This window comes from Weissella viridescens (assembly GCF_003862435.1).
GTDB classification, from domain to species: Bacteria; Bacillota; Bacilli; order Lactobacillales; family Lactobacillaceae; genus Weissella; species Weissella viridescens_A.
The window spans coordinates 71,753-92,930 of the sequence record NZ_RHGY01000004.1 but is presented as its reverse complement, the minus strand read 5'-3'; the positions used below and the strand labels follow the sequence as shown (position 1 = coordinate 92,930).

Genomic DNA, 21,178 nt, shown 5'->3' with positions numbered 1-21,178 from the left:
GTGACGTCTTTATTGGTGAACCTAATTGGGAAGGAGAGACCAACAATGTTTGAAATTTTTTCGGACATGCTGTCAGTTGCTGTCGAAAGAAATGCCTCGGATATTTATCTGAGGGCGCATAATCATCAAATGACGGTGGGGATGTTAACAGCACAAGGATATTTAAAACGCCCTGCATTACCAATTGAAGTGGGGCGCTCTTTGATTCGCTTTGTAAAATATGAAGCCCATTTGGATTTAGCTGAATGTCGGAGGCCGCAAGCGGGGCATTGGACAGTTAAGGTAAAAAAACAGACAGTTCATTTACGCGTTTCAACAGTCGGCGATTATACCTTAGCGGAAACCATGGTGATTCGAGTTATTTACCCCTTGCAACATATCGAGGCCTATTTGCAACAAAATGAAGCTATTCAAACTTTTGGGGAGCGGATGCGTCATAATACGGGACTTTGGGTGATTGGCGGTGCAATGGGTGCAGGGAAATCGACAACGTTAGCGTATCTTGTACAACATTTTTTAGCTGATCGCGTTGTTTTATCGATTGAAGATCCCGTCGAAATTATGCAACCTGCGGTGCTGCAACTACAAGTCAATGAACAAGCGGGGATGACGTATGCGCAGTTATTTAAGTTAGCCCTCCGGCACCATCCCCAAGTCATTGTCATTGGGGAAATTCGGGATGCACAAACGGCAGCTCAAGTCATTGAAGCAGCCTTAAGTGGTCATTTGATTCTGACAACAATCCATGCGCTCGGTTTGGATGAACTGCGTCAACGATTCTTGAACTTAGGCATTACAGCTGGTGACCTCAATCAAGCGCTCACCGGCCAGGCTTTTCAAACACGACAGGGGCAGCATTTACAATTTCGTTATCAATTTTTAAAGGAAAAGGTATGAAATATCGACGACTTTGGCCACGCAAACGTCAAGCTGATTTTTTTAGTCGGTTGAGTCGCTTGCAAGAAAATGGCTTTGATTTACAAACTGCATTGGAACTCATCCAACGAAGCTGTCCAAAGTGGAGGCCAGATTTAGAAATGATTATGGCTGACTTGGCAAAGGGCAAATTACTTTCAGAAAGTTTGGCTCGGTTTGTTCAACAATCCATCGTCGATGAACTGACCCTAGTTGAACTCCATGGGCAACAACAACGATTTTTAAAGTTACTGGGGCAACGCGAACGTCGGCATGCACAACATGTGAAAAAGTTCTGGCAGTTAGCTGCGTATCCCATTTGTCTCTTCGGACTTATTTTAGGCATGACCGCATACTTTTCGATGACCTTAACACAATCGGATCGGCTTTGGTCGATTTTGATAGGTGGGACGAGTGTTGTGGTAGGCATTTGCTTGAGTTTAGGATGTTGCGTGTATTTTAATTGGCTTAATGTTTTAATGCGGTTACCTTATATTGGTAAAATTTGGCGATTAAGATTCCAAGCACAACTTTGTTTTCAGATTGGATGTCTCTTACAAGGCGGGATTCAGTTAACCGATATTTTTAAGTATTTACAGGCACACCATCACTTACTTCAGTCCAAGTCTGGCAAGTTGATTAATCAAGCGGTGGTTTCAGCTTTAGAACAAGGCTTACCACTCGTAGGCGTTTTAAAATGTATGCCGATTTTACCAGCGACAGTTCAGACGTTATTTGAATCAGGACATCCAGCTAGGCAAGTTGGTGCGGAATTATTGGTTTTGGCTGAGGATTTAAACTTAACCGTGGAACAAAAAATTGAATTGTATTTACAATTACTTCAACCATTACTATTTGTCCTAATTGGGGGATGTATCGTCGCCCTATATGGAGAGTTTATTTTACCGACTTATCAAAATTTCGAGGAGCGTTTTTGATGAAGACATTATTTAAACTAAAGCAGCGGGCCGGGTTCACCTTAATTGAGGTGATTACAACGATTTTTATTATGAGTTTGTTGATGATTTTAGTTTTACCGAATGTACATCGCATTCGTCAATTTGCTGAGCGTAAGCAAAGCGAAGCATTTAGCCACCATGTCCAAAATCAGATTGATTTGTTTAAAGGACAATATCCTGGATATGAGGTGACCCTGCCTAATCTGTTAGAACATGGGTTTATGTCCAAAGCGCAGGTTGATCAATTTGGTCGTGAAAAACTAACCCTGCATGGTGACCAAGTTAAACGTCCAGATTGATGGCTGCGAAGCGATCCGGCTTTATGTTAGCGGAGGTATTGGTAGGGTGCGTGATAATCTGTGCAATGTTAGCCATAGCTTTTCATGGTTCATTTAGCCGGTCTTGGTCCACGGTTGAACATGAATTTGAACAGTGCTTCTTATCCGCACGTTTTCAATCAAGCCTCACGGGACATCCCTTTGAAGTTTGTACGGAAAATAATGCAATTTATGTGAATCGCGTCAAAATCGCCCTGCCGCCAAACTGGGAGAATTACTGGTCACCGCGCATTGAAGTCCGTGCACACGCAATTACGGGTGGCACATTAGCATTTTTCAATACACAAACAAAGGCGCGCAAACGACTCGTCTTTCAGGTTGGAGGTGGGACTTATGTTTGGCGTTAAACGATCAGGATATGTTTTAAGTGAATGTTTATTATGTTTACTATTGGTTATTGGGATTGTCTTACCCCTTGGCAACGCCATACGGCAAGAGGCACGACAGGTCCGGCAGGCGCGCCAAGCGTGTCAGAAGGTCAGACAAGCCTATTTAAAAAAAGAAATGGATTGGTATGTACAAGTACAGAAAAGGTAGTTTATTGGTTGAGCTGGTCTGCGGGCTCATCATTTTGCAGGGCCTGGCAGTCTGTGTAGACCATGAACTGCAGACCCTAGCAACTTGGCGCCAGCAACAACGTAAATACCACCAACAACAAGCGAATTTTGTGGTGGTCCAGCATTTACAACACATGCTAGGTGGGGGCGTCATTCTCGGTGTCAAAGAACATCAAATTAGGATTCGGCATCCGCGCGGGATGGTGTATACACTGCAACAAAAGAAACAGGCCCTGGTAAGTGTTGCACAAACGGGTGGACACTTCGTGTTAATAAATCACGTGCAGAAAATCACTTTTAAGCAAATGTCGAAAGCTAGTTTTCAAATGACAGTCATCCAGCAAGAGGGGCAATCGGATGTCCAAGAAGTTCACATTTAAGAAAAGGCGGCATGGATTTTGTTTTGAACTGGCTTTATTTTGGATTTTGTTTTGAACTGGCTTTATTTTGGATTTTTTGGATGAGCTTTTTAGGGTATCAATTACAAAATGGGTTTGTACAAACAAAGCGTCTAACCATGATGGAACAAAAGCATTGGCACCATAAGACACAAGCTCTAAAACTGATTCAGAAATTATCAAAACCATTTCCAACGTATATTGAAAAAGAGGGGTATCGCATTTTTTACCGAAAAGAATATCATGCTTATCACGTTGTCGCACCTGATGCAACACAGGTGACGATTTATCGTCCGAGATAAGCGAGTGACTATCAATTTAGACTAGAAGCTCGTATAATGGTATTCTAAAATGAGAAACAAATGGAGGGATAAATGCCCATGTATGAAGCTGTTGAATTAGCTATCAAGAAAATGCAAGCCGCCCAAACGCGTCTAGCTGAACAATTAGATTTACCGGCGATTGAAGCCTTAATTATTGTTTTGGAAGGTTTGAATCACCAAAATGATGATGCCTTTACCCAACTCAATCAAGAAAATCGTAAGTTTGTGCGTCAAACGCTAAAGGAAAGTGACTTTAATGCACTAACCCCTGAACAAAAGCGTCAAGTCTTACAACTTGTGCTAGTCGCAACCATGCAAGAGGATCAATTGCAAGGAAACTACCAAGTCACTCCGGATGCGATTGGGATGTGGGTAACCTTCTTTGTTGAGGCATTCTTGAATCCAGATCAACCCAGTCGGGTATTAGATATTACGGCCGGATCTGGTAATCTGCTGGCAACCGTTAACTTGGCTTTACAACAACGGGGAGATGCCACAACTTACTATGGTGTTGAAAATGATGACACACTCATCACCATTGCCAGTGGCGTTGCCGCATTGTTAGGCTTAGATTGGCAATTAGACCATCAAGATGCCCTTGCCGATACGCCTGATTTAACTGACCAAATGGACGTAGTCGTGGCCGACTTGCCGGTTGGGTACTATCCACAAAAGCTTGCTGATGGTTACCAAACGGAAATGACAGAAGGGTTGACCTATGTGCATCACTTGCTGATTGAAAAAGTGGCACAGACATTACGTCCTGGTGGTCTAGGTTTGCTAATTGTTCCAGCGCATTTGTTTGAGTCAGAACAAGCGCCACAATTGTTGAAGTATTTCCAATCAGAGGATATTTATTTCCAAGGCTTTATCCAATTTTCCGACAAATTGTTCTTGGATAAAAAATCTAGTAAAGCGCTATTAATGGTCCAAAAACCAGGTGCAGATGCCGTTCAAGCCGAACCAGTTATGCTGGCTAAAGCGCCAGATGTTGGACAAAAAGAAGAGAACTTGAACTTCGTCAACCAAATGCAAACGTGGCTATCAGATAATCATCTCAGCCATTAAAATTGAAAAAACGGTTTAACATGGCACGTTAATGTTAAACTGTTTTTTTGTAAATTAGGGGATATCAACGAAATTTGTTACAATAGAGTACTAGACAAAGCTGGAAAGGGGGACGTTCAAATGTTTGCGCAAATTATTGTAGATGTACCGACGATGCAAACGAATCAACCCTATACCTACACCATTCCGGATAGATTTCAGGCAATGATTGAACCTGGGATGCGAGTGGTTGTCCCCTTTGGTAAAGGGAAACGGCAAGTCCAGGGATTTGTTGTCGGACTTCAGGATGACTATCAAGGAACGGTTGCGTTAAAAGAGATTGCAGAAGTGGTGGATGTGGCACCGGTTTTGAATGCGGAAATGCTCGAGTTAGCCGATTGGGTTGCACGTGAAAATTTTGCCTTTAAAATCAGTGTCCTCCAAGCTATGTTACCGAATGTGATGCGTGCCAAGTATGTGAAGACCGTTCAATTGCAGGATGAGACAGTGTTGGAAAACGATGCGCCCCTCCATGATTTTTTCACAGATCGCTTTGAGGTGCCTTTGGATGATGATCACGTCTCCCCTGAATTACTTACGCTCCTCCATAAATATGAACGAACAGGGCAAGTCTCAATCCATTATCAGGTGGGAAATCGTGCCAAAATTAAATTGGTCACGGCGATAAAACCCTTGTTAACGGCTGAAGAATATGACGCCATTCGCCGTGATTTACGGCCAACGGCCAAAAAACAAGCACGACTGCTCACATATTTGATGTCAGCACCTCAAGATTGGATTGCCCAAAAAGAAGTCATTGATACGACTGGGGTCGATTATGCGACTCTAAAAAAAGCTGAGACGAACGGATGGTTAATGAAAGGTGAGATTGAACAATATCGTCTGCCTAAGTTAACGTCTGCCATTGCGCCAACGGAATCTTTACCGTTAACTGAACAACAGGCAGAGGTTTTTGCCACCCTTTCAGAAAATCTATCCGAAAAAACGAGTCGGACGTACCTCTTAGAGGGGGTGACTGGTTCTGGGAAAACGGAAGTCTATTTGCAAGCCATGGCCACTGTTTTAGCTCAGGGACAAACAGCGTTAATGCTTGTTCCAGAAATCACCTTAACCCCCCAAATGGTGCGCCGGGTTAAAAGTCGTTTTGGTGAAACTGTTGCTGTTTTACACAGCGCACTTTCTGATGGGGAACGCTATGATGAATGGCGACGCATTGAACGTGGTGAAGCCAAAGTCGTTGTTGGCGCCCGCTCAGCTATTTTCGCACCGTTACAGAATATTGGACTAATCATTTTGGATGAGGAGCATGATGCTTCATATAAGCAGGAAGAAAATCCACGTTATCATGCACGGGATGTCGCGCTTTGGCGGGCAGCTTATCATCGTGCCACGGTAGTACTTGGATCAGCCACACCGTCATTGGAAAGCCGCGCTCATGCCCAGCAAGGGCAGTACACGCTGTTGCGGTTAACGCAGCGTGTGCAAACGCAACCATTACCACCAGTAAGGTTAGTGGATATGCGTGAATCGATTAAATCAGGTTCCGATGATTTGTTTTCCGATGAACTCTTACAGGCTTTACAACAGCGCCTGGAACGTGGCGAACAAAGTGTGTTGATGCTCAACCGGCGCGGCTATGCGAATTATGTGAGTTGTCGCGATTGTGGATATACACCAACGTGCATCAACTGTGATTTAGCACTAACGATGCATAAAGTCACGAACAGTCTCATTTGTCATTATTGTGGGTACCAGGAGCCTATTCCAAAAACTTGTCCAAATTGTGGATCAGATCGGATTCGACCATTTGGTGCTGGGACGCAAAAAGTCGAAGCAATGCTCAAACAGTATCTACCAGCTGCACGTGTTTTACGAATGGACCAAGATACGACCCGAAAAAAAGGGGCCACTGATGCCATGTTGGAGGCTTTTGGTAATCACGAGGCAGATATATTACTTGGCACACAGATGATTGCTAAAGGGCTTGATTTTCCAAACATCACCTTAGTGGGTGTCCTAAATGCAGATACGACCTTAGCATTACCCGATTACCGTGCGGCTGAACGGACATTCCAGCTGTTAACGCAGGTCTCTGGACGCGCCGGCCGTGCGGACAAGCCCGGTGAAGTGATTGTGCAAACATATAATCCAGAACATTATGCGTTAAGGTTTGCCCAAACGCATGACTACGAGGGTTTTTACCAGTATGAGATGGCCTTACGTAAAGAATGGCAATATTCACCCTACTATTACACCATCCAGCTTAAAATTTTGCATGAGTCCCAAGCTGAGTCAGCACGGGTGGCATATGAGATTGCGGATTGGCTGAAACCATACCTTGATATTAAAACGGTCATGCTAGGACCTTCAGCAGGTTCAGTGGCGCGGCTAAATAATAAATATGTCTATCGCATTGTCATTAAATACCGGCAAAGTGCTAAATTATTTGAAGCACTAGACGAGTTAATGCAGGCAGGGCAAAGATTACAACGACAAAAGGTCACCTTGCTCATTGATCGTGACCCGGTCAACTTTGTTTAACCATCTGAGTATCAGACGGTTAACATACATACGCACTTTAAAAAGGAGTTACTATGTCAAAGAAAATTATTTTTATGGGGACACCGGATTTTTCTGTCCCAATTTTACAAGCACTGGCTCAAGATGATGCCTATGATGTCATTGGAGTGGTGACACAGCCTGATCGTCCCGTTGGACGAAAGCGGATTCTAACCCCAACGCCAGTTAAAGCAGCGGCTGTGGCGCTAGACTTACCCGTAGTCCAACCGGAAAAGTTAAGCGGTTCAGCGGAGTTAGACACCCTAATTGCCAGTGGGCCTGATTTAATTATTACGGCGGCTTACGGACAGTTTTTACCCACGAAGTTATTGCAAGCAGCTAAGATTGCGGCCATTAATGTGCATGCGTCATTGTTGCCAAAGTATCGTGGTGGGGCACCCATCCATTATGCCGTAATGAACGGGGATGCCAAGACCGGTGTCACAATTATGTACATGGTTAAAGCCATGGATGCTGGAGACATTATTAGTCAGGCTGAATTAGCCATCGGTGAAAATGACACAACTGGTGAGATGTTTGAGAAGTTAAGCCAGCTAGGCCGTGATTTGTTGCTAGAAACTTTACCACACTTAATTGACGGTACAAGTTCACGGACACCACAGGACCCTGAACAAGTGACTTTTTCACCTAATATCACACCTGCGCAAGAAATTCTTGATTTCAACGCGACTGCACAATCAGTCCATAATCATGTTCGAGGATTAAATCCATTCCCAACAGCACATACGACAATGAATGGTATTCGTACTAAGATTCAACGCACCCATCTGGTTGACGCAACCACCGAACTACCAGCGGGATCCGTCGTGAAGAAGACGAAAAAAGAACTGTGGCTTGCCGCAGGTCAAAACACAGTGTTGGCCATTGATGAACTCCAACCAGCAGGAAAACCCAAAATGACTGTTTCAGATTATCTGAACGGCCACGCAAAATTCAACGAAGGCGATCAGGTAATCGATCATGAGTAAACAACAAACTGCAATTAGTAAATGGGAAAAGACAAATCCACGCGCCATGGCCGTGCGGACGCTTGAAAAAGTCCGTACCGGTTCATATTCAAACTTAGAATTAAATGCCATGATTAAGCAGGCTGATCTGTCAGAACGAGACATTCATTTTATGACAACAATGGTTTATGGTGTCATTCAACATCGTTTAACGCTCGAATACTGGCTCAAGCCGTTTATTAAAAATCCTAATCGCCTAGACCCATGGGTGCGTGAGCTCTTTATGATTTCTTTGTTCCAATGGCAGTATTTGGATAAGGTACCCAAGCGCGCTGTTTTTGATGAAGCGATTAATATTGCCAAAAAGCGTGGGCATGATGGTATTCGCCGAATGGTTACTGGCACTTTGCATGCGATGGATCGCCAGGGTTTGCCAGATGCAAGCACGATTTCAGATCCGACGGAACGTCTTTCAATTCAAGAATCATTACCAGTTTGGATTATCGATTTATTAGTTGAACAATACGGTGTCGAACGAACTGAAAAGATTGCTGCTAGTATTAATCAAGCGCCAGCGCAATCAGCACGTGTTAATACAGCTTTAGCGAGTGTTGATGAAGCAATTAGTGATTTAGAATTTGAAGGCTTTAAGGTAACACGTTCGGACGTTTCCCCAGTCGGATTGCGTCTTGAAAATGGGCATGCGGCTAGCTCACACGCATTTGAAGCTGGTTTGATTACCTTACAAGATGAAGCGGCAATGTTAATGGTGCCAAGCTTAGAAATTGCACCTGATATGCGCGTGTTAGACGCTGCTGCAGCGCCAGGTGGTAAGACGACGCAAATTGCCACCTATTTGGATGCTAACCAGGGTGGCAGTGTTGATGCTCTTGACATTCATGATCACAAAGTGAAACTCATCGCTGAAAATGCGTATCGTTTGGGCGTTGCTGATCGGGTTAAGGCGCATGCGCTTGATGCCCGTAAAGTGGATGAGGCATTTGAGGATGAAACATTTGATCGGATTTTAGTTGATGCTCCTTGTTCTGGTTTGGGATTATTACGACGCAAACCCGAAATTCGCTATGAAAAGACGTTGGACGACAGTCGTCATTTACAAAAAATCCAACTCGAAATTTTAGATGCGGTTGCGAATAAAGTGAAGGTCGGTGGCCGAATGGTCTATGGAACTTGTACGTTTGTAAACCTTGAAAATGATGATGTCATCCAAAAGTTCTTAGACACACATTCTAATTTTAGAATTGCCAAAAGCATGGTAGAATTAGATTTGTCAATAGTTGACGAACAACAATTAATTCACATTATGCCGGATCAATATGGCACTGATGGATTCTTTATTGCAACATTAGAACGTATTGAGAAATAGAACGGATAAAGATGGAGGTCGCTATGAAAATAGCATATGCAACTGATACTGGGAGAGTCCGGGCAGACAATCAAGATTATGTTGGTGCCTTTAAAAATCAGTTGGGTGTTCAATTAGCAATAGTGGCAGATGGGGTCGGTGGTGAGCAGGCCGGAGATGTCGCCTCAAATATGGCAGTTTCACATTTAGGGAACGCTTGGCAACAAGCAGATGTGCAAACAATTGCTGACGCAAAAGCTTGGATTGTACAAGCCATCCAGCAAGAAAATGCGACAATATTAGAAACAGCAAACCGTTACCGGACACTAGAAGGGATGGCGACGACCATTGTGTTAGCAGTCATTTTCCCAGACCAGATTTGTTTTGGAAATCTAGGTGATTCACGGGCCTATATGTTACGGAATGCCCAATTATTTCAAATAACTGAAGATCATAATTTAGCACAGGAGTTGGTGCGAGCCGGCTCAATGACACCTGATGAAGCAAGCGCTAATGGTGGTCGCAATGTTTTAACGCGACAACTGGGGGTTGATGAGGCAACTGAAGTTGACCTATTTGATTTTGCGTTACAACCAGGAGATGAAATTTTGTTAACCACCGACGGTCTCGTAAAACATTTAGATGATCAAACAATTTATGAGACGTTAACGCAAGCAACGTCAATGTCGAATGCTGTAACGGCATTGATTCAAAAAACGAACGCAGCCGGTGGAAGCGACAATGTGACGGTGCTATTAGGTTACCAAGAAAGTGGGGAAGCCTAATGCAAACAGATCAAGTAATCGGTGGTCGCTATAAAATTCTCGGACCACTTGGTGAAGGCGGTATGGCGAATGTCTATCGCGCTTACGATACAATTTTAGATCGGGAAGTGGCATTGAAAATTATGCGCTTGGATATGCGGGATGATCCAATCGCCAAGAAACGTTTTGAAAATGAAATTCGCGCGTCCACAGAACTGGTTCACCCTAACATTACTCAAGTTTATGACTACGGTGATGAAGATGGTAATCAATATTTGGTGACTGAATATATTTCTGGGCCTGATTTGAAACGCTATGAAACGGACAACTTCCCATTACCTTTGACTAAGGTTGTCGATATTATGGGACAAGTTTTGGGTGGGGTGCAAGAAGCCCATAATCATGGCATCATTCATCGTGATTTAAAGCCACAAAATGTTTTGATGACGGTCGATGGTACCGCTAAAATCACTGATTTTGGGATTGCACGGGCGCAATCTTCATTTGGTATGACGCAAACGAATATGGCAATTGGATCGGTGCACTATATGGCACCGGAACAGGTGCGCGGAGAACCCGCAACGCCACAAAGTGATATTTACTCTTTGGGAATCATGCTATATGAATTATTAGCTGGAAAAGTCCCATTTGACGGTGAAACTTCAGTTGCGGTAGCTGTTAAACACACGACTGATCCAATGCCACTTGTACGTGATAGCGATCCACGCATTCCACAAGCTTTGGAAAACGTCATTCTAAAAGCCACAGCGAAAAATCCTATTGAACGCTATGATTCAGCAAATGCCATGCGTATGGATTTGGCAACGGCACTATCGCCAGATCGCGTGAATGAAGCGCGTTGGGTTAGTCCATCGGCAGAGGCAGAAACTGAGGCGACAAAAGTTATTCCGACTATCAATGGACAAACGTCTGCCAATGAGCATAAGCTTTCTGAAAAAACGGCCACAATTATGGCTATTGATCGCACCAACGATGATGCAAAGATAACGAGCGTGCCGAAAAGCGTTCAACCGAAGAACCCCTTTTATAAAAAGAAGCGAGTTTGGCTGGTTGGCATTTTAGTGGTATTAGTTGCTTTTGCCATTGGGATGACGATTTATGGTATGCAAACGCCAGAGGAAGCGACTGTCCCAGACGTGCGTGATATGTCGGTACAATCTGCAAAAGATGAATTAGCAGCGGCTAATTTAAAGGCAGGAAAAATTACCTATAAGCGGTCTGATACCACTAAAAATGGAGATGTGATAGCCGCTGATCCTAAGGCGGGAACGCATGTTAAACGCAACGCGAAGGTGAATTTGGTGGTTTCTAAGGGTGAGCGTAAGATTCGCTTTGGTGATTATCGTAATGAAGCCTATGAGACCGTCGCAGATCGGTTAAAGGCGAAAGGCTATACCGTGACAACTAGTCATGAACATAGTGAATCTGTCCCAGTCGGGTATATTATTAAGCAAAGTATTGCCCCTGATAAACAAGTCGTTCCCAACAAGACGACTGTTAATTTTGTCGTATCCATGGGACCAGAGAAAGTAGATTTGCCTCAGGATACACAAAAAAGTGAAGAAGATTCTGAAGTTGTTTCAAATGAAAGCAATCGATCAGTCGGCGCGTCTAAATCTGAAAAACGTCAGCAGACTTCCACACCGGAGCCTTCACAAAGCACCTCAAGTGAGAGCTCAGAGCCAACGGACACTTCATCAGAGCCTGATGTATCAACTTCAGTACCGCAATCAAGTTCAGTATCGCAATCAAGTTCAAGTGTTAGTGAAAAAGCAAGTTAGCCGGGAACAGTTGGCGGATCTAGTGATTAAAGAGAGAAAGAGGTAGACATGCCAGAATACCATGGACAAATTCAGTTATCGTTAGCCGGTTTTTATGATATTAGAACCGATACTGGTGAAGTGTTTCGAGCACGGGCTCGAGGCAATTTTCGCAAGAAAGATGTGAAACCACTAGTCGGTGATTTTGTTGTGTTTTCAGCAACGCAAGCGGACGATGGTTACATTTTAAGCATTGATGATCGTCGTAATTCACTTGTACGACCACCAGTGGCCAATGTTGATCAAGCCATTGTGGTGACTTCAGTTGAAATCCCAGAATATTCAAGTAATTTGCTTGATCGGCAATTGGTGGCGCTTGAGGAAAGACACATCGAACCAGTTATCTATTTTTCAAAGACTGATTTAATCTCAGATGAGACCCGGGCTTACTTGTTAGAAGTTGCGCAGGGGTATCAACGGGCTGGCTATCATGTGATTTTCCCGGAAGTTTCGTTTGATGATGCGAGCTTAGATGAAATTAGGGGGCTTTTGCCAGATAAGCTAACCGTCTTTATGGGCCAAACTGGAGCGGGGAAAAGTACCTTGTTGAATCATCTGGTTCCAGAATTAGAATTGGCCACTGGTGTTGTTTCTGAAACGCTTATGCGTGGAAAGCATACAACACGACAAGTGGGTCTGATTGAAATGTATGGTGGTCTGGTTGCGGATACACCTGGGTTCTCTGCGTTTGAAGTATTTGATATGGAAGCCAATCAATTGACGCACTATTTCCGTGAATTTAATCGATACAGCCCAGAATGTAAGTATCGCGGTTGTGTCCATTTGAAGGAACCAGGTTGTGCGGTCAAACCCGCCGTTGAGATGGGTGAAATTATGGCTTCACGCTATGAGAACTATAAGATGTTTTATGATTTGATTGAAGGCCGTCGTCCGGTTTATAATAAACATGATAAGAAACATTAAAACTAGAAAAAGAGGTTATGGATATGTCAATTAAAGTTGCACCATCAATTTTGTCAGCTGATTATTTGAATCTGCAAGGTGATGTTGAGTTAGTCGAAGCGGCTGGCGCAGATATGTTACACGTTGATGTGATGGATGGAATGTTTGTGCCATCAATTTCATATGGTCCAGGTTGGGTAAAGGCATTGAAGCAAGTGACCAATTTGCCATTGGATGTACATTTGATGGTTGAAGAACCAGAACGCTATGTTGATGAATTTGCACAAGCTGGTTCAGATATTATTGGGGTGCAATATGAAGCAACACAACATATCCACCGTGCCCTACAAATGATTAAGAATAACGACGTTAAGGCTGAAGTTGTTATCAATCCAGGCACTGCAGTTGAATTGATTGAACCGGTCTTGGATATGGTTGATCAAGTTTTGATTATGACCGTAAACCCTGGTTTTGGTGGTCAAAAGTTCTTACCATCAATGCTTAAGAAGATTGAAAAGCTCGCACAAATCAAGCGTGATAACGGCTACACTTTCGATATTCAAATTGATGGTGGCGCCAATGATGAAACAACCAAGCTTGCCTATGATGCTGGTGCAACAGTGGCTGTTGCTGGTTCATATGTTTACGATAAGGTGGACCCAGCCGCGAAGATTGCGCGTCTTAAGGAAGTGACGGCTGACTAATGGGTGATGCCTTTCAAGTCTTAGTAGGCGGACCAGAAGCGGATTGGCCAGAACAGCTCAAACAAGGACAACTGTCTGGAAGGTGGGCAGCGGCTGACCGAGGTGCCTTACGGCTACTAGCTTTGGGGTATCAACCAGAAGTGGTTGTCGGAGATTTTGATTCGATGTCAAAGGCGGAACAGGACGATGTTTTCCAACAAGTTGCCCATGTTGTAACTAAGACAGATCAAAACCAGACGGACACGGAACTTTTGTTAACAACTTTAGACCACCTGTATGATGTGGAACGTATTGATATCTATGGGGCCACTGGTGGTCGCATGGATCAAATGTTCTCGAATGTTTGGATTTTTACGAATCCTAAATTTCAATCATTGCGATCAAAAGTTCGTTTAATTGATCGTTACAATGAAATAACGTTTTATGAAGCGGGCAAGCATACGCTTCACAAAAGTCCGAATATGAAGTACCTTGGATTCATGCCATTAACTCCGGTAACACACTTAACACTCATTGATGAAAAGTATCCTTTACAGCAATGGAGTGGAAATCCTTACTCGTGGTCATCAAATGAATTTGTGGGTGAGACAAATCATTTTAGCTTTGAATCGGGCATTATAGCAGTGATTCAAAGCCGGGATGCAGAAATTTAAGCCGTCTGCATCTGGTGAAAATTGTGTAAAGTAAAAATACTTTACACAAAACCCTTGCACAAGTGCGAGTGGTTTGGTATTATTATTCAAGTAAATAAAAGCACTAAAAAATTTAGAGAGCTTAAGATTGGAGGGTAAACATATGGCAGTTGATGCAGTCAACGGAAAGCGTACTCGCTTTGGTAACCAACGTTCACACGCCCTTAACTCAAGTCGTCGTAGCTGGAAGCCAAACTTGCAAAAAGTGACGGTTAAGATTAACGGTTCAGCACCTAAGAAGGTGTACCTATCAGCTCGTACTTTGAAGGCTGGTTTGAAGAACGGTACAATTGAGCGTGTTTAATTAAAAAAGCTACCGATTATGGTGGCTTTTTTCTTTTATCACCAGAAACCTGTTAGAATAGAATGAGTTAAGAACGTGACATAATCGACAGGTTACTAGGCAATGCATGGTGACAGTTTCAAACGGAGGTCAAACAACATGGCAGTTAAGATTCAAATCAATCAAGGAACAATTGAAATCGAAAATGATGTAATCGCAACAATTGTTGGCGGTGCAGCGACAGATAATTATGGTGTCGTTGGTATGGCTAGTCAAACCCCAGTTCGTGATGGTGTCAACCAGATTTTGAATGGAGATAACTTCGCAAAAGGTGTTGTTGTTCGTCAAGCAGATAATGGTGTAATCGTTGATGTTTACATTATTGTTGGTTACGGCATGAAAATCTCTGAAATTTCAAAGAGTGTTCAAGCCCGCGTTAAAAATGATTTAAATGTGATGTTAGGTATTGTGGCACAAGAAGTTAATGTGACGGTACAAGGCGTCCGTATGCTTGAAGATTAAAACGGTAACGATAAGGAGTTAAGATTGTGGAAGTACTAACAGAAATTACCAATGTTGAATTTGGTAAGATGATTAATTCTGCAGCAAGCGCTTTGCAGGATAATGCAGAAAAAATCAATAAATTAAATGTTTTCCCTGTTCCGGATGGTGATACAGGTACAAACATGACCTTATCAATGGCAAGTGGTGCTGAGTACGAACGTGCTGAAGATGATACAAGTCTGGGTAGTTTGGCTAAGGCAACCTCAAAGGGGCTGTTGATGGGGGCACGTGGTAATTCAGGTGTCATTCTCTCACAAATTTTCCGTGGGTTCGCCAATTCAGTTGATGGTAAGCAGACCCTTTCAGCCCGTGATTTCGCGGATGCCTTGATGGGTGGAGCAGAAACAGCTTATAAGGCTGTGATGAAGCCTACCGAAGGAACAATTTTGACGGTCATTCGTGAGGCTGCTGCTGCTGCTAATCGCGCAGCTAAGCAAACAGATGATGTTGTCGAAGTGATGCACGAGACATTAGATGCCGCTGAAAAGGCTTTGGCAAAGACGCCAGATTTGTTGCCTGCTTTGAAAGAAGTCGGTGTTGTTGATTCTGGGGGGCAAGGACTTGTGATTGTATTCCAAGCCTTTTATGGCGCATTGTCAGGTGAAGAAATGACATCTGGTAATGTGGATAATGCTGGACTAGAAGCCATGATCCAATCAATGCACAATGCTGGTGTTCAAGGTGATCTTGATCCACAAGACATCAAGTATGGTTATTGTACTGAAATCATGGTCGATATCGCTCAGGGAACAACATACGATAAAGACTTTGACTATGACACTTTTTATAATTACTTAGCCGGTTTGGGTGATTCACTGCTTGTCATCAATGATGATGAAGTTGTGAAGGTCCACGTACACACAGAAAACCCAGGTGCTGTGATCGAATGGGGAACCCATTTTGGTTCATTGCGTAAGGTTAAAGTCGATAACATGCGTAACCAACAAGCTGAAGCTGCCGAAAAGGCAGATAAGCAACGTGAAGCAGAAGCAGAACAAGCGGCGTCTAAGGATTTAGCCGTTGTGACAATTGCGACTGGTGAAGGAATGCAAAAACTCTTTAAGGATGCTGGTGTAACCACAGTCCTTGATGGTGAACAAGCACCATCAACAGCTGACTTAGTTGCTGCCGTGAATGGTACTGGCGCTAAGCAAGTGATTATTTTGCCTAACGATAGCAATATCTTTATGGCAGCTGACCAAGCAATTGAGCTTACCGACATGCCAACAGCTGTTGTGCGTACGAAGACGCAACAACAAGGTTTGACAGCGATGGTTTTGGGATACAATCCTGAAGGACAATTAGATCAAACCGCTGATGCAATGACGGCGACAATTGGTGATATTAAGTCTGGTTCAGTAACGACATCTGTGCGTGATACCAACATTAAGGGATTAGAAATCCATGATGGCGACAGTATCGGAATTTTGGATGGTGAGATTGTTGTCGCCAAGCCAAATGCTGATATTGAAGCCGCCGCAAAGGCTTTACTTGAGAAGATGTTGGATGATGATTCAGAATTAGTAACCATTTATTTTGGTCTTGAAGGTAATTCTGATTTGGCTGATGCCATTGTCAGTTATGGTGAAACCCTCGATGATGAATTAGAATTTGAAATTCATGATGGTGGACAACCACTATACCCAATTTTGTTGTCGGTTGAATAACAGTCATTCGCAATGAACATTAAAGTAGAGTTAGCAGATGCTAGCTCTTTTTTTTGAAAGGAGGGCCCAATGCCAAAAAGTTTAATGGATTCAGTCGACCAATTAACTGGGGTGGGTCCCAAGCGTGAACTAGCGCTCAATCATTTAGATATTTATACAATAGAAGATCTATTAACTTATTACCCGACCCGTTATGACGATTTAGCGGAGAAATTACCATCACAAACGGCAGATGGTGAAAAAGTAACTTTTAAAGGGATTGTATCGTCAGCGCCAGTCGTGCGACGCTTTGGTTATAAGAAAGTAATGGTTACGTTTCGGCTATCAATCGAACATGAAACGATTCAGGTTAGCTTTTTTAATCAACCTTGGATCGCCCAAAAAATTGAAATTCAAAATGAAATTGCCGTTTATGGGACTTATGAACAAAAAAAGCAGCGAATGACTGGCATGAAAGTCATTTTAAATGAAGAAGAGAATGACATGCAGGCGGTTTACCCTGCTTCTAAAGAAATTCGCCAGTCGACGATTAAAGAGCTTGTTTTTCAGGCACTGCATAAGTATGCTGATTTATTAGATCAAGAGCTGATTCCCGAAGCAATTCGACGCCGGTATCAGCTTATGCCCCATGGAGAAGTGATTAAAAACATGCATCAACCAACTGATGCTGTAACGGCGCAAGCAGCGCGCAGAACGGCGTCTTTTGAAGAATTCTTTATTTTCCAGATGCGGTTGCAATTAATTAAACAAATGGATCGCCAAAATCAAGGGCGTCCGGTTAACTTTGACAATGAGGCTTTGAAACACTTTATTGCGACTTTGCCATTTGAATTAACTGCGGCGCAAAAGCGAGTGGTCAATGAGATTTTAAGAGACATGCGGCGCCCACAGCATATGAATCGCCTCTTACAGGGGGACGTGGGATCTGGAAAGACGGTTGTCGCTGCCTTAGCCATGTATGGGGCAATTACCGCTGGCATGCAGGCAACGCTTATGGCACCGACTGAAATATTGGCCCAACAACATGCACGCACGCTGGGGAATTTCTTTGCTGATACAGATGTACGTGTAGAACTATTAACGGGTTCAACCAAGGCTGCCGCCCGACGCCAAATTCTGGAAGATTTAATTGCCGGTGACATCGATATTTTGGTTGGAACGCATGCATTGATTCAGCCGGATGTATTGTTTCATAATTTAGGGCTAGCAGTTATTGATGAACAACACCGATTTGGGGTCAAGCAACGCGCAAAGTTACGTGAGATTGGTATGAATCCTGACATTTTAGCAATGACGGCGACACCAATCCCCCGAACCTTGGCCATTACAGCCTATGGTGAAATGGATGTCTCGATTATCGATCAACTCCCTGCTGGACGAAAGACGATTAAAACCGAATGGGTTCGGCATAATGGTTATGAAAAGGTGCTTGAATTCATTAAAACTGAATTAGCAAGCGGTGCGCAGGCCTATGTTGTGACACCATTAATTGAAGAATCAGAAACATTGGACGTTCAAAACGCGGAGGCTGTCTATCGCGAACTTGCTGATGTCTTTGGGCCCGCTTATCAGGTTGGTCTCTTGCATGGGCGAATGGAAAATCAGGAGAAGGAACAGGTCATGGCTGACTTTAAGGCCAATCAGTTCCAAGTACTGGTTTCAACGACCGTGATTGAAGTGGGGGTCGATGTGCCAAATGCCAGTGTCATGTTAATTTTGGATGCCGATCGCTTTGGATTGTCACAATTGCATCAATTACGTGGTCGTGTTGGTCGAGGTGAACGTCAATCATATAACTTCCTCGTGAGTGATCCCAAAACACAGTATGGTATTGAACGCATGGAAGTGATGACCCAAACAACAGATGGTTTTGTGCTAGCCCAAAAAGATTTAGAGTTACGTGGATCTGGAGATATTCTGGGAAAACGCCAGTCAGGTGTACCAGAGTTTAAAGTTGGTGATCCAGTGCATGATTTAAAAATGATGACGATTGCCCAAGAAGAGGCGATTGAATTAGTGGCTCAACCGGATTGGGACCAAGATCCAGAGATTAAGACGTTAGTGGAATTATTGGACGAGACGATGGCTCGTTACCGAAACTTTGACTAATGGACCCAAAAGATTTTATAATGGTAGGTACTGTTTTTAAATATTGAACAAAATATATAAAATGAATGAGGAAGCAAGACATGTTAAAAATTGCGATTGATGCAATGGGTGGCGATAACGCACCAGAAGCTATTGTAAATGGAGTCGAACAAGCCCGGGATGAAATGCCCAATGTTGAATTCCAATTGTATGGTCCGGTTGATCAATTAAAGGCGTTGATTAAGAATACTGACCAAATCAAATTCATCGAAGCTGATGAAGTGATTGAAATGGCTGAAGAACCTGTCAAAGCCATGCGTACCAAGAAGCACAGTTCACTGGTTATGGCGGCTGAGGCTGTTAAAGCCGGTGAAGCAGATGCTTTCTTCTCAGCTGGAAATACGGGTGCTGTATTAGCTACAGCTATTTTCATTGTTGGACGCATTAAGGGTGTTGATCGTCCGGCGTTGATGTCTGTGATGCCAGCCTTAAAGGGACCACACCCAGTCTTTGTGATGATGGATGTTGGGGCCAATGCTGAAAATAAGCCGGCCCACCTTTACCAATACGGTATTTTAGGTTCATTCTATGCGAGTGAAGTGCTTGGTTTTGATACACCACGGGTGGGCTTGCTCAACAATGGTGGTGAACCTGATAAGGGTGATCCATTGCACAAAGAAGCGCATCAACTCTTGCAACATGGTAGTGATGCCGGCAATTTGAACTTCATTGGAAATGTTGAATCACGTGACTTGTTACAAGGACCCGCTGATGTGGTCGTTTCTGATGGATTTTCTGGAAACGCGACCTTGAAAGCCATCGAAGGTACTGCCAAGAGTGTCCTTTCAGTGGTTAAGCACACGATTGTTGATGGAAACTTGCAAGCTAAGTTGGGTGGTCTTTTACTAAAGCCAAGTTTGACGAAGGCTGCTGAACGTTTGGATTATTCTGAATACGGTGGTGCGGTCGTTATCGGAGTTAAAGCGCCCGTTGTTAAAACGCACGGTTCATCAAGTGCGTATGAAGTGGCCCAAACGTTGAAGCAAATTCAAAAGATTTCTGATGCTGATTTGACCAATAAGGTTGAAGCATACGTTACTTCCCATAAAGATGAGCTGTCAACGAAGACAGAAAAAAAGTAAACAGGGGTCAGCATGGAGCGCCAACAGACAGTTGATGATGTGATTCAATTTGTCGCGAAGCATTTTAAAGTTGATCCGCAGACCTTATCGGGGTCAAGTGATTTGATGCAAGTGACCGATGCTGATTCGATTGATTTTCTGGAATTGATTTTAGAAATGGAAGATGTGTTTAACACCGCCATTTCGGATGAGGATGCCGAGCAATTACAAACAATCGATGATGTTGCAGATTTCGTGATCGCACATTCAAAATAATGAAAAAAGGCACCAATGGCATAAGCTGTTGGTGCCTTTTGTTTCAGCTTAAAGCACGAAAATCTGGTATAATAAAGACTATGTGAAATTTAAAGGGGGCAGAATAAAAATGGATGAATTAGAGCAAGAATTGGCTAGTCAATATGACTTACATTTTGAAAATGAACAGTTGCTCCAAGAAGCATTAACACAAGCAAATTATTTAAATGAACATCCTGAGGTTGAAGGAAATGATTATCAACGTTTAGAGTTCTTAGGGGATGCTGTGATGCAACAATCAACAGCCGTCTATTTGTTTAAACGTTTTCCAGATTGGGATGAAGGTCGATTGACAGAGTTGCGTATTGCAATGGTACAGACGCGTTCGTTTGCAGCTTTGTCACGCGAGTTACATCTCGATCGCTACATTCGCTTAGGGCGCGGTGAAGAGCTATCAGGTGCTCGAAAACGTGATTCTTTGTTAGAAGATATTTGGGAAGCTTTCATTGGTGCCTTATATCTTGATCAAGGTCAGGCAGTCGTGATGCGCTTTTTGGACCAAATTTTATTTGCCAAGATTGATGAAGGCTTTTTTGAACAATTTGTGGATTACAAATCAAAGTTGCAAGAATATCTGCAAAAGGATGGACCAGTTGAGATTAAATATCAAAAACTTTCAGAGAAACCAGTGGCCAATAATGACCAAATCTTTGAAGTTGAAGTGATGGTCAATCAACAAGTGCTTGCAACTGGACAAGGTAAATCAACAAAGGCTGCTGAAAAGGATGCTGCTCGGGCTGCCTATCAACAGCTGACGGCAGCAGCTGAAACAAAGTAAATTAGGG

At 43.3% G+C, this 21,178-nt stretch carries 22 protein-coding genes; all 22 read left to right on the top strand.

Annotation, left to right across the window (positions count from 1 at the left end; translation table 11 throughout):
- Positions 1-45: 45 nt before the first annotated feature.
- Complete coding sequence (locus D3P96_RS04905) at positions 46-897, top strand: ATPase, T2SS/T4P/T4SS family (protein ID WP_124943262.1); 852 nt, start codon at positions 46-48, stop codon at positions 895-897.
- Positions 894-1,853: a type II secretion system F family protein gene (locus tag D3P96_RS04900; RefSeq protein WP_124943261.1), complete on the top strand. Its 960-nt coding sequence runs from the start codon at positions 894-896 to the stop codon at positions 1,851-1,853. Before D3P96_RS04905 ends, D3P96_RS04900 begins: the two co-directional genes overlap by 4 nt.
- Positions 1,853-2,173: a competence type IV pilus major pilin ComGC gene (locus tag D3P96_RS04895; RefSeq protein ID WP_185696093.1), complete on the top strand. Its 321-nt coding sequence runs from the start codon at positions 1,853-1,855 to the stop codon at positions 2,171-2,173. Before D3P96_RS04900 ends, D3P96_RS04895 begins: the two co-directional genes overlap by 1 nt.
- Positions 2,173-2,559 (top strand): type II secretion system protein, encoded by a 387-nt coding sequence (locus tag D3P96_RS04890; protein WP_124943259.1) that lies wholly within the window; start codon positions 2,173-2,175, stop codon positions 2,557-2,559. The genes D3P96_RS04895 and D3P96_RS04890 overlap by 1 nt, the downstream gene beginning before the upstream one ends.
- A 167-nt stretch (positions 2,560-2,726) precedes the next feature.
- Positions 2,727-3,149, top strand: a complete 423-nt coding sequence (locus D3P96_RS04885) for a hypothetical protein (protein WP_124943258.1) — start codon at positions 2,727-2,729, stop codon at positions 3,147-3,149.
- 80 nt (positions 3,150-3,229) lie between these two features.
- Positions 3,230-3,469 carry a hypothetical protein gene (locus tag D3P96_RS04880; protein WP_124943257.1) on the top strand — a complete coding sequence of 80 codons (240 nt, stop codon included), beginning with the start codon at positions 3,230-3,232 and terminating at the stop codon, positions 3,467-3,469.
- 72 nt (positions 3,470-3,541) lie between these two features.
- Positions 3,542-4,558, top strand: coding sequence for a class I SAM-dependent methyltransferase (locus tag D3P96_RS04875; RefSeq protein WP_244919064.1), 1,017 nt, complete (start codon positions 3,542-3,544; stop codon positions 4,556-4,558).
- Positions 4,559-4,678: 120 nt separating this feature from the next.
- Entirely contained in the window at positions 4,679-7,099 is a 2,421-nt protein-coding gene (priA, locus tag D3P96_RS04870) for a primosomal protein N' (protein WP_124943256.1), read from the top strand.
- A gap of 53 nt (positions 7,100-7,152) precedes the next feature.
- Entirely contained in the window at positions 7,153-8,106 is a 954-nt protein-coding gene (fmt, locus tag D3P96_RS04865) for a methionyl-tRNA formyltransferase (RefSeq protein ID WP_124943255.1), read from the top strand.
- On the top strand, positions 8,099-9,472 hold the full coding sequence (rsmB, locus tag D3P96_RS04860) for a 16S rRNA (cytosine(967)-C(5))-methyltransferase RsmB (protein WP_124943254.1): 1,374 nt from the start codon (positions 8,099-8,101) through the stop codon (positions 9,470-9,472). Before fmt ends, rsmB begins: the two co-directional genes overlap by 8 nt.
- Positions 9,473-9,495: 23 nt before the next feature.
- A complete protein-coding gene (locus D3P96_RS04855; protein WP_124943253.1) occupies positions 9,496-10,236 on the top strand; it encodes a Stp1/IreP family PP2C-type Ser/Thr phosphatase in 741 nt (246 codons plus the stop codon).
- A complete protein-coding gene (pknB, locus tag D3P96_RS04850) occupies positions 10,236-12,017 on the top strand; it encodes a Stk1 family PASTA domain-containing Ser/Thr kinase (protein ID WP_124943252.1) in 1,782 nt (593 codons plus the stop codon). The genes D3P96_RS04855 and pknB overlap by 1 nt, the downstream gene beginning before the upstream one ends.
- A gap of 48 nt (positions 12,018-12,065) precedes the next feature.
- Positions 12,066-12,980 (top strand): ribosome small subunit-dependent GTPase A, encoded by a 915-nt coding sequence (rsgA, locus tag D3P96_RS04845; protein ID WP_124943251.1) that lies wholly within the window; start codon positions 12,066-12,068, stop codon positions 12,978-12,980.
- A gap of 23 nt (positions 12,981-13,003) precedes the next feature.
- On the top strand, positions 13,004-13,663 hold the full coding sequence (gene rpe, locus D3P96_RS04840) for a ribulose-phosphate 3-epimerase (protein ID WP_124943250.1): 660 nt from the start codon (positions 13,004-13,006) through the stop codon (positions 13,661-13,663).
- Entirely contained in the window at positions 13,663-14,316 is a 654-nt protein-coding gene (locus D3P96_RS04835; protein ID WP_124943249.1) for a thiamine diphosphokinase, read from the top strand. The genes rpe and D3P96_RS04835 overlap by 1 nt, the downstream gene beginning before the upstream one ends.
- Before the next feature lie 142 nt (positions 14,317-14,458).
- Positions 14,459-14,659, top strand: coding sequence for a 50S ribosomal protein L28 (gene rpmB, locus D3P96_RS04830; RefSeq protein ID WP_057788503.1), 201 nt, complete (start codon positions 14,459-14,461; stop codon positions 14,657-14,659).
- A gap of 138 nt (positions 14,660-14,797) precedes the next feature.
- Positions 14,798-15,160, top strand: coding sequence for an Asp23/Gls24 family envelope stress response protein (locus tag D3P96_RS04825; RefSeq protein WP_057746184.1), 363 nt, complete (start codon positions 14,798-14,800; stop codon positions 15,158-15,160).
- A 26-nt stretch (positions 15,161-15,186) separates the two neighbouring features.
- Positions 15,187-16,869, top strand: coding sequence for a DAK2 domain-containing protein (locus D3P96_RS04820; RefSeq protein WP_124943248.1), 1,683 nt, complete (start codon positions 15,187-15,189; stop codon positions 16,867-16,869).
- Between the two features lie 69 nt (positions 16,870-16,938).
- Positions 16,939-18,978, top strand: coding sequence for an ATP-dependent DNA helicase RecG (recG, locus tag D3P96_RS04815; protein ID WP_124943247.1), 2,040 nt, complete (start codon positions 16,939-16,941; stop codon positions 18,976-18,978).
- An 80-nt stretch (positions 18,979-19,058) separates the two neighbouring features.
- Positions 19,059-20,099: a phosphate acyltransferase PlsX gene (plsX, locus tag D3P96_RS04810; protein ID WP_124943246.1), complete on the top strand. Its 1,041-nt coding sequence runs from the start codon at positions 19,059-19,061 to the stop codon at positions 20,097-20,099.
- Between the two features lie 12 nt (positions 20,100-20,111).
- A complete protein-coding gene (locus tag D3P96_RS04805; RefSeq protein WP_124943245.1) occupies positions 20,112-20,354 on the top strand; it encodes an acyl carrier protein in 243 nt (80 codons plus the stop codon).
- A 109-nt stretch (positions 20,355-20,463) separates the two neighbouring features.
- Positions 20,464-21,171 carry a ribonuclease III gene (rnc, locus tag D3P96_RS04800; protein ID WP_124943244.1) on the top strand — a complete coding sequence of 236 codons (708 nt, stop codon included), beginning with the start codon at positions 20,464-20,466 and terminating at the stop codon, positions 21,169-21,171.
- Positions 21,172-21,178: the final 7 nt, after the last annotated feature.